This window comes from Bacillus cereus group sp. BfR-BA-01331, from assembly GCF_022663915.1.
GTDB classification, from domain to species: domain Bacteria; phylum Bacillota; class Bacilli; order Bacillales; family Bacillaceae_G; genus Bacillus_A; species Bacillus_A mycoides.
This window is the reverse complement of sequence record NZ_JAKUGJ010000001.1, coordinates 588,997-604,490: the sequence shown is the minus strand read 5'-3', so window position 1 is coordinate 604,490 and position 15,494 is coordinate 588,997. Positions and strand designations below refer to the sequence as shown.

The following is a 15,494-nucleotide window of genomic DNA, read 5'->3' as shown; positions in this document are numbered from 1 at the left end:
TCACTCCTCCTTAAAACCTATGAAACTCAACATTCTCCCCGTCTTACCTTGATCACGACGATGAGAGAAAAATAATTGTTCTTCACAGCTTGTACAAAGAGATGACATTACAATATGTTCTTCTTTTATGCCTGCTTGTACACATAATATACGATTAACTTCTTTTAAATTAATTGCATACTGACCATCAGAAATTAATTTATAAGGAACAGATCCGTTTACTACTTGCTTTGCTGCTGTTAATACACGATCATCAACAACATAACAACATGATCCGATTGCAGGACCAATTGCGACATGAATTTCATCACTTGAAACACCTTCTGCATTCCACTTTTGAATCATTTCTTTCGCAATCTCTGTTACAGTCCCTTTCCACCCAGCATGCGCAAGTCCTATCATATCATGTGATGGTGCATAAAAATAGAGCGGAACACAATCAGCGTAACAAGATGTTAAGAGAACATCTTTGTTAGTCGTATAAATGCCATCCGTTTTCGGAATACCGTCTTCATATGAATAAACGCCTTTCCCTTTTTCTTGCAGTCCTACTTTCTCAACATGATGGTCATGAACTTGTTCAGAGCAAATCCATTTTTCTAATGGTTTTTGTAACTTATTCGCTAAAATGCGTCTGTTTTCATGAACATTCTCCACGATATCATTCACATGTAATCCTAAATTCATCGCATGAAAGGAGCCTGTACTTACTCCACCATCTTTTGTCGTAAATCCAACAGTAATGTTTCCAAGTTCTTTCCACGCTTGTAAATACAGTATACCGTCCGCATATTTAAATGGTTCTCTCATAAAGCGACTCCTTTTAATTAAAATAACAGAAAAAAGCATGGTACTTCCTGTCTATTTTACCATACTTTTATTTTTTCATAATGACAACTGAAAAAAAAAGAGGAATCTGTAATATTCTTTATGAAATTGTCGGTGTTTGTATTGATTCTGTTACAGAATTAATATTATCTACTCTGACAAGTATGACATCTTCCCCAATTTTCATAATTCGCTCCCAAGGAATCACAAATTCTACTTCCTTTCCAAAGAGTCCAAGCATACGTGTCTGCTTGGAAATAATAACTGCCCTAATCTTTCCTGTGTCTATATCAAAATCAATATCTCCAATATTTCCAAGCCTTTTTCCATCTGAAATATTTACAACATCCTTCATTTGAAAATCCGAAATTCGTATCATGTTCCATCCTCTCCCTTATATCATAAATCGTAAGTACGCTCTCAAATAAAGTGAAACCTTAATCAGTGGGATTTTCCCCATCCCTACTGATTATTAGTCCATGCTAATCGGATTTTTACGGGTAGCTCCGGCTCTTCTTACTTCAGCCGAATTTTGAAGTGGATAAACAGTATATAACCGCTACTAATAGAACATCCATTTTATTTTCATTATATGAACCTCCCCACTCTACTATGAGCGCAAAATATTATATATAAAAAAGGCCTCACCATAGCTGGTGAGGACCTTATCCTTGAATCGTCTTATTCATTTGCTTAATAGCAGACTTCTCCAAACGTGATACTTGTGCTTGAGAAATCCCAATTTCTTCGGCAACTTCCATCTGTGTCTTTCCTTGGAAGAAGCGTTTTCGAATAATCATTTTCTCACGATCATTTAAACGCTTCATCCCTTCTTTCAACGCTAGTTCTTCAACCCACTGCTCGTCCTTTTGTTTTTCATCCTTTAATTGATCCATAACAAAGATAGGATCTCCTCCATCGTTATAAATCGGTTCAAATAATGAAACTGGGTCTTGAATAGCATCTAACGCAAAAACAATTTCTTCATGTGTCACTTCAAGAACTTTCGCAATATCCATTGCTGTTGGTTCTTTTGAATTTTCAGCAATCAATTTTTCTCTTACTTGCAACGCTTTATACGCAATATCTCGTAATGAGCGAGATACACGAATTGGATTGTTATCACGCAAATATCTGCGTATTTCTCCAATAATCATCGGCACAGCATACGTTGAAAACTTTACATTTTGGCCTAAATCAAAGTTATCAATGGATTTCATAAGTCCAATGCAACCAACTTGAAATAAATCATCAACATATTCTCCTCTGTTATTAAATCTTTGGATGACGCTCAGTACAAGACGTAAGTTTCCATTCACTAATTTCTCTCTGGCGCTTATCTCTCCACTTTGCATTTCACGAAATAATTTACGCATCTCTTCATTTTTTAGTACTGGAAGTTTAGCTGTATCAACACCGCAAATTTCTACTTTGTTTCTCGTCAAAGTGTTCCCTCCTATCGGGAGTTGCTGTACAGTGTAAAGTATTTCCTTTGAAGGGGATTTTATGCATACGGTTTTTCCATCATTTTTCACAAATATCATATTTCCTAATGCACAAAAAAAGAATAAGACCAGTCTAGATACCGACTGGTCTTATTCTTCACACCATTTTATTAAATTCTTTTCGTAATCTTTTTATAATTCTTTTTTCCAAACGAGAAATATAAGACTGTGAAATCCCAAGCATATCAGCCACATCTTTTTGTGTCTTCTCTTCGCCACCAGCGAGTCCAAACCGAAGCTCCATAATTTGTTTTTCACGATCATTTAATTGATGCAATGCTTTCATTAAAAGATGACGATCTACAGTAGCTTCTAAATCTTTTGTAATAATGTCATCATCTGTACCTAAAACATCTGATAATAACAGTTCATTTCCGTCCCAATCAATGTTAAGCGGTTCATCAAAAGAAACTTCCGAACGATTTTTATTATTTCGACGCAAATGCATTAAAATTTCATTTTCTATACAACGAGATGCATATGTTGCTAATTTAATTTTCTTTTCTGGATTAAATGTATTCACTGCCTTAATAAGACCAATTGTTCCTATACTAATCAAATCCTCAATATTGATCCCTGTATTTTCAAATTTTCTTGCTATATATACAACAAGCCTTAGGTTACGTTCAATAAGCATCGACCTCGCAGCTTGATCTCCATTTGGTAATTTATTCAAAAGAACTGCCTCTTCTTCTTTCGTTAACGGCGGTGGCAACGCTTCACTTCCACCAATATAATAAATTTCATCGGTCTTAATTCCTAATTTCAGCAATACTTTATACCAAAGGTATACCAAATAAAATTTAAATTTCACCATATTATCCCGCCTCTCATAATTAAGCAATTACCATCTTTTGCGAAATCAACATTTTCGGATGTACAATGCATTGATACTCTCCATTGGTAGATAATTGTTGTGTATTTAATCCAATCAGTACTTTGTTTACAACAACCAAACCTTCATGATGAACTTGCACACAATCTGGCTTAATTGCCCATAAAAATTGATTCTCTACTCCTACTGCTCGGAAAGGAATTAAACGTAGTTTCGTCGCCCACCCAGAATCATTTTCTGGTATTTGAGGAATTTCTGTTTTGGAATAAATTTGTTCTGTTAACCAAGCTGGCAAACAATGTTCTAATGATGAAATATGCATAATCATAACGGGTGTTTTCGTTAACGGGTCATAAAGTTGGTTCCCACTATCAATTAGACCTGCTAGTTCTAGTTCCTCTCCAGCTAATTGAATTTTCACTTTCACGATTTGATCATAGTGTATCTTTGTGACCTCTACGCTTTCTATACGCTTTTTAGAAAAATAATAAATTACTGGAAAACCAAAAATAACAAACAACCAACTAATTGGATCACCGTAAGAAACTGATTTAGATTGAACTAACCCATTTACCATTTCGTTCGTTTGCAAAAAGTAATGCGTTCCAATTAATCCTCCACCAACCATAAAGGTTACAAAATAGAAAGTAAAAACAGTTTGTGTATAATTTCTAAATGTCGAAAACCCAAATGCTGTATACACAATAAGTAACGAGTACAATAGTTTCATAATTGGATGTGTCATCATAGAAGCAAAAGGCGTAAAGGCGAAAATAACAATAGTTGAACCTATAAATGCCCCTAACACAAGCCTCCATCTTTTGATTCTCTTTTTTAACACGGTGGCTGTTAATAAAAGTAAAAGAAAATCAATGCAGGCGTTTAACAACCAAACAATGTCGGCGTAAACAACCAAACAATTCACCTCTTTTTTTGAGTTGAGACTAGTATAATGCATATCCAATAGGAAAGTGTGTCAATTGGTGGAGGGGTTTTTTTGTTATTTTGTGATTTCTAGACATAATCTGTCGGTAAAAAATAAAAATGTATTTTTCATAGAATAATATAAATTTCTTACTTGTATACATAATAATTGAATTATATATATACAAAGTTTATCTTGCTATTTGCGGACAGTAAGACCCTGCCTCAAAATTCAACTATAAAAAAGTACAGAAGTTAAGTGAGAGTCGGGCTAACAATCATTTTCGGATGAACACCCCCGATTAATTAAAGTTTCAATTTATTTATCACAGCTTATGGCTTAAAAATAGGACTGGGCTCTCCATATGCAAAATAATAAAAAAAGACCTGCTTAGCAGATCTTTTCCATTTAGACAACAAAAAAAAGGAGCATGAAAGCTCCTTTTCTTTTATCGTCTACGACGGTTACGTAAGAATGCTGGAATATCGATGTCATCTGAATCTGTATGACGATCATGCATAACCGGCTCTTCACGTTTCATTTCACGCTTAACTTCACGTTGTTTTGAAGGTTGAGCTACTGGTTGTTGTTGCTGTTGCGTGTGATTCGCAGTCGGACGGATAATTGGTTTTGGTGGTTGTGTCGAAGCACTATCATCAAAACCAGTTGCAATTACAGTGACAACGATATCATCTTTTAATCCTTCATTAATAACAGAACCGAAGATCATATTTACTTCTGGATCCGAAGCTGAAGCTACAATGTCTGCTGCTTCTTGTACTTCATATAAACTTAAGTTTGCGCCGCCCGTAATGTTCATAATAACACCTTGAGCTCCATCAATAGATGTTTCTAGTAATGGACTAGAAATCGCTTTTTTCGCAGCTTCAGCAGCACGATTTTCACCATTACCAGAACCGATACCCATTAAAGCAGAACCTCTATTAGACATAATTGTTTTTACGTCTGCAAAGTCTAAGTTAATTAGACCTGGTGTAGCAATTAAATCAGAAATACCTTGAACACCTTGACGTAATACGTTATCTGCTTCACGGAACGCTTCTAACATTGGCGTATTTTTATCAACAATCTCTAATAAGCGATCATTTGGAATTACGATAAGTGTATCTACATTTTCTTTAAATGACGCAATACCAGATGCAGCTTGAGTTGCACGTTTACGCCCTTCAAATGTAAATGGACGTGTTACAACACCAACTGTTAACGCGCCTAGTTCTTTTGCAACTTGAGCAACAACTGGAGCTGCACCAGTTCCAGTTCCGCCGCCCATACCAGCAGTTACGAAGACCATATCCGCGCCACGAAGCGCTTCTTGAATCTGTTCTTTACTTTCTTCTGCAGCTTTTTTCCCTACTTCAGGGTTTGCGCCTGCACCAAGTCCACGCGTTAATTTTCCACCAATTTGCATTTTCGTTTCAGCTTTTGATAGATTTAATGCTTGTGCATCAGTATTCACAGCGATAAAGTCTACACCTTGTACACCGTGTTCAATCATACGGTTTACAGCATTGTTTCCGCCACCGCCGACACCGATAACTTTTATATTCGCTAATTGATCTTGAGTAGTATCAAACTCTAACATGTCGAAATCCCCCTAGAACCTCATTTTTCGTGTCCAATTTTAATCCCATAAATAACGGAATGCACGTTTTACTTTTGACATCATGCGGTCATCATTTTGATTAGTATTGTTTTGATTACGAGTTTTTTGTTTCGCAGGTTGCTGTTGTACCGGCATTGGTGCTGGTACTGGTTCAAAATGTTCTTGCTTTTCCTGCACATTTTTCCCACGTAATTTAGCTTTTTGATAAGAATGTTTAATTAATCCAACTCCACTTGTATATTGAGGCTCACGAACACCAATATAATCAGGAGTTGCTATACGAACATTTTCATGTAAAATATCGTATGCAAGATCAAGAACACCTGGCATAGAAGCTATCCCACCAGTTAGTACATATCCAGAAGCAGCTTGCTTTACTCCTAACTTATGCACTTCATCTTGAACAAACATTAAAATTTCCTCTACACGAGCCTCTATTATATCCGATAATTCCAACTGAGAATATTGTTCTGTTTGATCGCTTCCCATAATAGGAACCGTAAACATCTCTTCTTCAGATGCTGTATCATAAAAAGCATGTCCATATTTCAGCTTAATTTGATCTGCATTTTCTGTTGAAGTTTTCAGCCCAATCGCTATATCCTTCGTTATATGATCTCCACCTAATGGCAATACGCTCGTTGCTTGCAACTCTCCATCTTTAAAAATAGATAAGGTTGTAGATCCTCCACCCATATCAACAAGTGCTACCCCTCTATTTCTTTCATCCGAAGATAACGCAACTGTCGCTGCCGCTAAAGGTTGCAGACAAATATCAACAATTTCAAGACCTGCTTTTTCTACACAACGAAGTAGGTTATGTAGTAAAGTTCTCGAGCCTGTAATAAGTGTACCTTCCATTTCTAATCTTACACCAATCATCCCGCGTGGATCGTTAATCTCGTCAAGACCGTCTACAATGAACTGTCGAGGTACCACATCAATAAATTCACGTTCAGGAGCAATTGACACAACTTGCGCTGCATCTAGAACGCGTAAGACATCTTCATTCCCGATTTCACGATCTTCATTTGAAACAGCGACTACTCCGTGACACGGGAGCAACTGTACCTGGTTTGCATTGACACCTACTACAACTTGCTCAATGTGGATACCCACCATGCGCTCAGCTTGTTCAATTGCTTTTTTAATTGATCGAACAGTTTCATCTATATCAACTATCGATCCCTTTTTCAAACCATTTGATTTTACGTTTCCAACACCAATAATGTTTAAGCTATCATTAACCATTTCACCAATGATGACTTTAACATTGGATGTACCGATGTCAAGACTAACATATATTTCATTGCTGTTCATTCTTTGGCACCTCCTTCTTTATTTATACCATACAACTCAATATATGGAACAACAATCGCAACTTTACTATTTATAAGAAAAATATTCAACGTCTTTATACGTTTCCCTTTTTTAACCCTATATTTTTCTTATTTTTATTTAACATTCATTTAAGAATATCGCAGTAACCTGTAAATAACTGCTCTATCTTGAAATAATTATATTTCAAGTGTAAAGATTACCGCCAAGTATAAGTCTACACTAAGATGTACTTGTAGAAAAGTGAAACTTGTACCAATCCTAGTATGAATCTAAGAAAATTTACATTTTTTTCATCAAATTAAGCATTCTTGCAAATTAGCATCCATATAAAAGAACGTTTGTTTCATTTCATACGTAATAACGCAGTAAAAACTATCATTCTATTCTTTCTTTTCTTCAGCACCTAGTTCCTTCGTATATGCACCCACTTCTAAGTCAATTAAAACCTTCTTACCAGGTTCAATTGTTTTTAAAATAAGTGGATAAGCTTCCATTCGCTTTGCGAAATTTTGAATAGTGGTGCTCACTTCATATCCTTCATTCATATATAAAGTAAGATGATCTTCATTTGCATTCGTTGGTGTATAACGAATTTCAGAAATAGACCTTAAAATAGTTGGCGTTAATTTTTCTAGTTCTGCAATTAATTCCTTCATTTTTTCCTCTTTAAATGGTTCAAAAATTGGTGCTGCAACTGGAAGCTTTCCGTTCGGAAGTACATCGAGTGTTTTCCCATTTTCTAATAACGGTTGTAATTTCCCATCTTTGTTTATATAGCCAATTGTTAAATATTCTTCGATATGAACATCAATTTTGTTTGGGAAACGTTTTTTTACATTTACCTCTTTAATTTCTTTTCGTTTCGTTAAGTTTTCTTCTGCTTTATGTGCTGTTACTCGGAAATAACTCGTATCATATGTCACACCTGATTCCTTCATAACTTGTTCATCTGTCATATAATGATTTCCAAAGACACTTATCTTTTTTATATTACTAAGCGGAGACCGAAAATAAATTAAAAAGAGTACTAATAAAAATAAAATCGATATGTATAAAATTAACCGATGATTAACAGGTTTCTTATTTTTTTTATTTTGATTCTTTAATTTTGGTACACGATCTTGTAGTTTAATCACTTTACTATTTTTCATGTACGATCCCCCTATGTAACATAAAGAACGGCATGTTCCTCATGCCGTTCTTATCTTCTTATTATAACATAAATGATAATGAGCGGAACGAACAACCGTTATCTTCCAATTATTTCTACTTCTGTATGCATATCAACACCAAATTTATCTTTAATTGTACGCTTTACCAATGCGATTAAGTCTAATACATCTTGCGCTGATGCCACACCAGTATTAACAATAAAATTCCCATGCATTTCAGAAATTTGAGCTCCACCTATTGTATAACCACGAAGCCCTGATTTTTCTATTAAATCTCCTGCAAAATAGGGGACTGGATTTCGAAATATACTTCCTGCACAAGGGTGATTCCAAGGCTGCGTTTCACGGCGATACTCTTTATTCTTTTGCATGCTTCTTACAATTCCCTCGCGTTCGCCTACCTCCAATTGGAATTCAGCTTCCAAAACAATACCAGGGCGTTTCATTTGCAATACAGATGTGCGATAAGAAAAGCCCATTTCGGTATTCGTCAACCAATTAATTGTTCCATTGTCAAACAAAATACGAGCTTTCGTTAATACACTCGATATGTCGGACTTATGAGCGCCTGCATTCATATACACTGCACCGCCAACACTTCCTGGAATACCACTTGCAAATTCCAGGCCCGCTAATCCCTGTCGACTAAGTAAAGTTGACAATTTAATAAGGGGATATCCAGCACCGACTCTTACTCTATGTTTTTCGACTTCTAAATGGTCTAATCCTTCTCCTAAACGAATAACCACACCTTCTATACCTTGATCAGATACGAGAAGATTTGAACCACGACCAATTGCAGTCCACCCTGTCTTGTACTTCTTTACTAACTCTAGAGTCTTCTCAATACCAGCAACATGCTTTGGTACAATTAAAATATCAGCTGGTCCGCCTATTTTCATAGTCGTGTAACGCGCTAACGGTTCATTAACTAACACGCGACCAACATTTGCTTCTAAAAGCTCTTTTACTAATTGTTCCATAGACAATCTCCCCCATATCAAGTCTCCTTATTACAGTAATATGCAGGGCGTTCACCTAATGTTATTTTTTAATAAGCTTGTTCATTACTTCATACAGCTTATTTGCTGCATCTGGAATACCAAGTTGCTTAGTAGCCAGTTTCATATTTTGTAATGTTTGTGTATCCAATAAAATCTCATCAATGTCACGAATAAGCGTTTCAGATGTTAAATCTTTTTCAAGTAGCATTTTAGCTGCTCCTTTATCAACAACTGATCGTGCATTTTTTTCTTGATGGTTATTTGTTACGTACGGACTTGGAATTAATACACTCGGTTTTCCTAACGCTGTTAATTCTGCAAGCGTTGTAGCCCCTGCCCTTGAAACAACAAGATCTACACCCGTCAGTACCTCTGGCATATTATGAATAAAAGGTTTAATAATAACATTATTCGGATTCCCTTTTTGTTTCACGGCTTCCATAACTTTATCATAATGTACTTCGCCTGTTACATATAATACTTCATAACTTTTATTCCCAAATTGTTCAATCGCTTCTACAAAAGCATCGTTAATCGGTCTAGCCCCGCGGCTCCCACCAAAAATAAGCACGGATTTTTTAGAAAGGGATAGTCCTACCGAACGTTTTCCTTTCATTCCATTTTGGTCCATTACTTCTGATGCACGTGGATTACCTGTCATAACCACTTTTGACTGTGGAAAATGTTCTGCAGCTGCTTCAAAACAAACTGCAACTTTATCGACATAACGACTTAAAAATTTATTCGTTACACCAGGTACACTATTTTGTTCATGGACAATAGTCGGAATACCTAATTTAGCCGCAGCATATACAACTGGCCCACATACGTATCCACCCGTACCAATCACAATATCAGGGTTAAAACGACGAATATATCGTTTACTATCTTGAACACCTTTTAGGAAACGCATCACTGTTTTTACATTATCAAGAGATATTTTTCGTTTAAATCCACTTATAACAATAGATTGGAACGGAATACCCGCTTTCGGTACGATGGTACTCTCTAATCCATTCTCTGTACCAATGTATAAAAATCTTGCTTCAGGATTTAGTTTTTTTATTTCTCTAATTAAAGCAAGAGCTGGATAAATATGTCCTCCAGTACCCCCACCACTTACTAATACTCGCACTACTGATTCCTCCACTTCCCTGTTCTTATTCAATCGTATTTATTTCTATATACATATTGCATTTTCACACACACACGAAAAACCCTGTCTTTTAAACAGGGTTTAATAGCGAGAATGGCGACTTATATTCAATAATACACCTACTGCCATTAACATTAAGGTCAAACTTGATCCACCATAACTTAAAAATGGCAAAGTAATACCCGTAACAGGCATCAGTCCTGTTACAACACCAACATTAATCATTACTTGAATCGCAATCATCGCCACAATACCTACTGCTAAAAACGTACCATATAAATCTGGCGCTCCTAATGCTATACGAATCCCGCGCCATAATAATAGACTAAATAATAATAACACAAATGAACCACCAATAAAACCTAATTCCTCGGATAAGATCGCAAATATAAAGTCTGTTTGTGGTTCAGGTAAATAAAGAAATTTTTGTCTACTTTGTCCAAGCCCAAGCCCAAATAAACCACCAGGTCCAATTGCGAGTAACGATTGGATAATTTGAAATCCACTTCCGAGCGGATCCGACCACGGATCTAAATATGATGTAATGCGTTTCATTCGATATGGTGCTGATGCGATTAACCCTACAAATCCCGCTGCACCAAGCAAACCAAACATTGCAAAGTGAAAGACCCTTGCTCCCGAAATGAATATCATAATAATACATGTCCCAACCATTACCGTTCCCGTACCAAGATCTGGCTGTAACATAATTATCCCAAAAGCAAGAAATACAAAACTAAGAGCCGGTAGTAAACCTCGTTTAAAAGATGTAATTAATTTTTGTCGTTCCGCTAAAAATTTTGCTAAGAAAATAATCATCGCGAATTTCATAAACTCTGACGGTTGGATAGAAAATGCCCCGATTCCAATCCAACTTCGCGCCCCTCCACGAACGAGACCTACTCCAGGAATAAGAACGAGAATAAGAAGAACGAAACAAACTAGTAAAATTACTTTTGAATACGTACGCCACACCCAATAATCAATTTTCATGAGAGAAAACATAGCTACTACCCCAAGACTTGCAAATAACAATTGCCTTTTTGCAAAAAAGAATGAATCCCCCATTTTATAAGAGGCCCAAACCGCACTCGCACTATAAACCATAATCATTCCAATTGTTAACAATGCAAGTGTAACGATGATGAGAATAAAATCAGGCGTTTTCTTCATTACCCATGAACACCACCTCTTTGGGCAGAACCTTTGCCCTATGTAACAAAACATCAGTAGGTGTTAGCCTACTGATGTTTTGATTTACTTTATATAAGTTTATGCACAGCTTGTATAAAAATGTCTCCTCTTTCTTCAAATGTTTTAAATTGATCCCAGCTTGCACATGCTGGTGAAAGAAGAATAACATCACCATCGGTAGAATGAGCATACGCCTTCACTACTGCATCATCTAAAGTATCGACACTTTCAATTACATCTAATCCTGCTTTTTCTGCCGCTCTTACTAATTTTGGTGCAGTTTGTCCAAATGTCACAATCGCTTTGACATGTTTAAAGTATGGAATTAAATCATCAAATTCATTACCACGATCAAGTCCACCAGCCAATAATACAATCGGTTGTGTAAATGCAGATAATGCTTTTTCTGTCGCTAGCATATTCGTCGCTTTTGAATCATTATAAAATTTACGATTATTAATCGTTGTTACATATTCTAAGCGATGTTTTACACCTGTAAAACTTTTTAACACAGCAGTAATTGCTTCATTAGAAACACCTAATAATTTAGCAATACTCATTGCTGCTAAAATATTTTCTAAATTGTGCTTACCAGGTAAAACAATATCACTTACTTTAACTACTTTTTCGCCTTTAAAATAAAGAGCGTTATCTTTTATATACGCACCATCTTCAATTATTTTCGTCGCCGAAAATAATACTTTCTTTCCTTTACTATATGCCGATAACGCCATGACATCTGCATCATCTGCGTTAATTATACTATAATCTGTTTCAGTTTGGTTTTTGAAAATATTCGCTTTCGCCAAACCATACTCTTTCTTCGTCCCGTGATAATCTAAATGCGCTTCAAATAAATTTAAAAAGGCTGCAATTTTTGGTTGGAACGATTCCACTCCCATCAATTGAAACGATGAAAGTTCCGTAACGACAACTTCATTTTCCTTCGCCAATTGTGCAACTTCACAAGCTACAGTACCTATATTCCCCGCAATAACTGGGTACTTTTGTCCTTCTTTTAACATTTCAAACGTTAACATTGTCGTTGTTGTTTTACCGTTAGATCCCGTAATCCCAACAAACGGTGCTGCTGAAATGGAATATGCTAATTCAACCTCAGTTACAATTGGAATTTGTTTTTCTTTCGCCGCCACTAAGAGTGGATTAGAATATGGAATTCCTGGATTTTTTACGACAAGTGAAATGTTTCTCTCCAGCAATTCTAATGGATGCCCACCACATACAACATCCATTCCTTCCGTTTGTAACTCAGCTGCAAGCACATTACCCGCTAATGGTTTCCCGTCATTTACAATGACGTTTGCCCCTAATTTTTTTAATAAAGTAGCTGCTGCATAACCACTTTTAGCAATACCTAATACAAGAACATTTTTATTTTGATATTCAGTTACAGTTTTCAATTACATCCACACCCCGATATAAATTCCTAGCACAGCTAATAAAAATCCTACAGACCAAAACGTTACAACAACGCGCCACTCTGACCAACCACATAATTCATAATGATGATGTAATGGACTCATTTTAAAGACACGCTTTCCTGTTGTTTTGAACGAAATAACTTGGATAATAACAGATAAAGTTTCCGCTACGAATACACCGCCAATAATAACGAGTAACAATTCTTGTTTTAACAAAATCGCTACAGCTGCGATAGCACCACCTAAAGCTAGAGAACCTGTATCCCCCATAAATACTTTCGCTGGATTCGCATTGAATACTAAAAATCCAAGTACAGCTCCTACAACTGCCATACAGAAAATCGCTACCCCAAATTGTTCTTGAGCTACAGCAATAATACTAAATGCTCCGAATGCAATAGCAGCTGTTCCTGATAATAAACCATCTAAACCATCTGTTAAATTAACCGCATTTGATCCACCAATAAGCATAAATAATACGAGAACAAAATACGCCCAGCCTAATTCAAATTTAACATCAGTTCCCGGAATCATGATATAAGTGTGAAATGCTTGCCCTTTTCCAATTAAAAAGAACGCAATAGCAATTACAAGCTGACCAATCAATTTTTGTTTTGATGTTAAACCAAGATTTCTTTTCTTTACTACTTTTATGTAGTCATCTAAAAATCCGATTAATCCGTACCCAAATGTAACTAATAATAACAATGATACTTCTGCACCTAAATTGTTAAATTTAATCGCCATAATAAGCGTAGTCACCATCATAGATACATATATGACAATACCACCCATCGTTGGTGTCCCTGATTTCTTTTGGTGTGACTTCGGTCCTTCGTCACGAATACTCTGTCCGAACTTTAATTTTCTTAAAAATGGAATAAATAATGGCGAAAGGGCAACAGAAATTAAGAATGCTACCCCAGCCGTTACTAATAAACCTTGTTCAAGCACATGTAGTCCTCCTCTCATGCTGTTACACTTCGTTGTTTAAACGCTCCGTGATTGCTTCTTTAGCAACTTCACGATCGTCAAAATGATGAACTTCTTTACCAATAATTTGATACGTTTCATGCCCTTTACCAGCAATAATAATAATATCTTCTGCTTTTACTTTCGAGATAGCGGAACGTATCGCTTCTTTTCGATCGACAATTACTTCATAATTATCCCTATTTACATCATTTACCATATCATCTAAAATAGCCTTCGGATCTTCACTTCTTGGATTATCTGATGTATAAATTGCGTGAGTTGCATATTCGGTTGCGACACTTGCCATTATTGGTCTTTTCGTTCTATCTCTATCACCACCGCAACCAACGATACAATATACATCGCCTTTTGCAAATTGTTTTGCTGTTTTTAGTACGTTCTCTAAGCTATCAGGTGTATGCGCATAGTCAACAATAACTGTGTAATTTTGTCCACCATCAACAACTTCAAAACGTCCAGGAACGCCAGCAAGCTCTTTAATTACATCAATAATTGTTTGTAAGCTCACTCCTGAAACAAGACCTGCTGCTGTAGCAGCTAACACGTTGTATACATTAAACTTACCAATTAATTTCATCGTAACATTTACAGTTTCATACGGTGTTACAAGTGTAAATGTTGTACCGCCACTCGTCATTACGATATCTCGTGCCATAATGTCGCTTGCAACATCTATACCGTATGTTACAACAGTAGCTGCTGTACTTCTCATATACTCTTCTGCTACTGGATCATCACTGTTTAATATAGCGTATTTTTCACGATTATGATGATAACTATTGCCAAGCTGTGCGAAAAGCAACCCTTTCGCATGTTTATATTCTTCCATCGTTTTATGATAGTCTAAATGATCTTGTGTTAAATTCGTAAATACTGCAACATCATAATCGCACCCGTGTACACGGCCAAGATCTAAAGCATGAGACGAAACTTCCATTACTGTGCTATCCACACCTTGTTCAACCATTTTTGAAAATGTCTGTTGAAGTGTTAGTGCATCTGGTGTTGTATTTTTCACCTCAAATGTTTCATCACCGATTTTCATATTAATCGTTCCAATTAGCCCTGTTTTATGACCATGTGCGCGCATAATTTCATCCATAATATGCGATGTTGTTGTCTTTCCATTTGTACCTGTAATACCGATTAAATGTAACTTGTGTGTTGGTTGGCCATAAAAATAATCAGCTAAAACCGCTAGCGAACGAAAAGTATTTTTCACAAGTACAACTGGAACGTCAACATCAATTGGTCTTTCCGCAACAATAGCAGCCGCTCCTTGTGCGGCTGCTTGCTTAGCAAAGTCATGGCTATCAACCGTATATCCTTTCATACATATAAATAAGCTTCCCTCTTTCACTTTACGTGAATCCGCTTCAATAGATGTTATTTCTGGATTTTCTGTTGGAACAACTGGAAAATCATGCAAACATGATACAAGTGTATGCAACTTCATTTCACTAAACCCTCTC

Annotated in this window: 14 protein-coding genes; all 14 read right to left on the bottom strand. The window is 36.2% G+C overall.

From position 1 onward, the window contains the following. Positions 1 to 810 (bottom strand): peptidoglycan editing factor PgeF, encoded by an 810-nt coding sequence (gene pgeF / locus MR155_RS03225; protein ID WP_033707129.1) that lies wholly within the window; start codon positions 808 to 810, stop codon positions 1 to 3. Positions 811 to 928: 118 nt separating this feature from the next. Further along, on the bottom strand, positions 929 to 1,207 hold the full coding sequence (locus tag MR155_RS03220) for a YlmC/YmxH family sporulation protein (RefSeq protein ID WP_002066875.1): 279 nt from the start codon (positions 1,205 to 1,207) through the stop codon (positions 929 to 931). 286 nt (positions 1,208 to 1,493) lie between these two features. Continuing rightward, positions 1,494 to 2,273 (bottom strand): RNA polymerase sporulation sigma factor SigG, encoded by a 780-nt coding sequence (sigG, locus tag MR155_RS03215; RefSeq protein WP_002014725.1) that lies wholly within the window; start codon positions 2,271 to 2,273, stop codon positions 1,494 to 1,496. 157 nt (positions 2,274 to 2,430) lie between these two features. Continuing rightward, a complete protein-coding gene (sigE, locus tag MR155_RS03210) occupies positions 2,431 to 3,150 on the bottom strand; it encodes an RNA polymerase sporulation sigma factor SigE (RefSeq protein WP_002128857.1) in 720 nt (239 codons plus the stop codon). 19 nt (positions 3,151 to 3,169) lie between these two features. Beyond that, positions 3,170 to 4,084 carry a sigma-E processing peptidase SpoIIGA gene (spoIIGA, locus tag MR155_RS03205; protein ID WP_033707128.1) on the bottom strand — a complete coding sequence of 305 codons (915 nt, stop codon included), beginning with the start codon at positions 4,082 to 4,084 and terminating at the stop codon, positions 3,170 to 3,172. A gap of 457 nt (positions 4,085 to 4,541) precedes the next feature. Continuing rightward, complete coding sequence (gene ftsZ / locus MR155_RS03200; RefSeq protein WP_002066873.1) at positions 4,542 to 5,696, bottom strand: cell division protein FtsZ; 1,155 nt, start codon at positions 5,694 to 5,696, stop codon at positions 4,542 to 4,544. Between the two features lie 39 nt (positions 5,697 to 5,735). Further along, positions 5,736 to 7,037, bottom strand: coding sequence for a cell division protein FtsA (ftsA, locus tag MR155_RS03195; protein ID WP_002014731.1), 1,302 nt, complete (start codon positions 7,035 to 7,037; stop codon positions 5,736 to 5,738). Positions 7,038 to 7,438: 401 nt separating this feature from the next. After that, positions 7,439 to 8,209 (bottom strand): cell division protein DivIB, encoded by a 771-nt coding sequence (divIB, locus tag MR155_RS03190; protein ID WP_002014733.1) that lies wholly within the window; start codon positions 8,207 to 8,209, stop codon positions 7,439 to 7,441. Positions 8,210 to 8,307: 98 nt separating this feature from the next. After that, complete coding sequence (murB, locus tag MR155_RS03185; protein WP_002014734.1) at positions 8,308 to 9,213, bottom strand: UDP-N-acetylmuramate dehydrogenase; 906 nt, start codon at positions 9,211 to 9,213, stop codon at positions 8,308 to 8,310. 61 nt (positions 9,214 to 9,274) lie between these two features. Beyond that, positions 9,275 to 10,369, bottom strand: coding sequence for an undecaprenyldiphospho-muramoylpentapeptide beta-N-acetylglucosaminyltransferase (gene murG, locus MR155_RS03180; RefSeq protein ID WP_002088269.1), 1,095 nt, complete (start codon positions 10,367 to 10,369; stop codon positions 9,275 to 9,277). Between the two features lie 102 nt (positions 10,370 to 10,471). After that, positions 10,472 to 11,563 (bottom strand): stage V sporulation protein E, encoded by a 1,092-nt coding sequence (gene spoVE, locus MR155_RS03175; RefSeq protein WP_002066872.1) that lies wholly within the window; start codon positions 11,561 to 11,563, stop codon positions 10,472 to 10,474. Positions 11,564 to 11,652: 89 nt separating this feature from the next. Then, the gene (gene murD, locus MR155_RS03170; protein WP_242307884.1) at positions 11,653 to 13,005 is read right to left on the bottom strand and encodes a UDP-N-acetylmuramoyl-L-alanine--D-glutamate ligase; all 1,353 of its coding nucleotides are present in this window, start codon (positions 13,003 to 13,005) and stop codon (positions 11,653 to 11,655) included. After that, complete coding sequence (gene mraY, locus MR155_RS03165) at positions 13,006 to 13,980, bottom strand: phospho-N-acetylmuramoyl-pentapeptide-transferase (RefSeq protein ID WP_002014738.1); 975 nt, start codon at positions 13,978 to 13,980, stop codon at positions 13,006 to 13,008. A 22-nt stretch (positions 13,981 to 14,002) separates the two neighbouring features. Then, positions 14,003 to 15,478 (bottom strand): UDP-N-acetylmuramoyl-L-alanyl-D-glutamate--2,6-diaminopimelate ligase, encoded by a 1,476-nt coding sequence (locus MR155_RS03160; RefSeq protein WP_002066869.1) that lies wholly within the window; start codon positions 15,476 to 15,478, stop codon positions 14,003 to 14,005. Between the last annotated feature and the right edge of the window lie 16 nt (positions 15,479 to 15,494).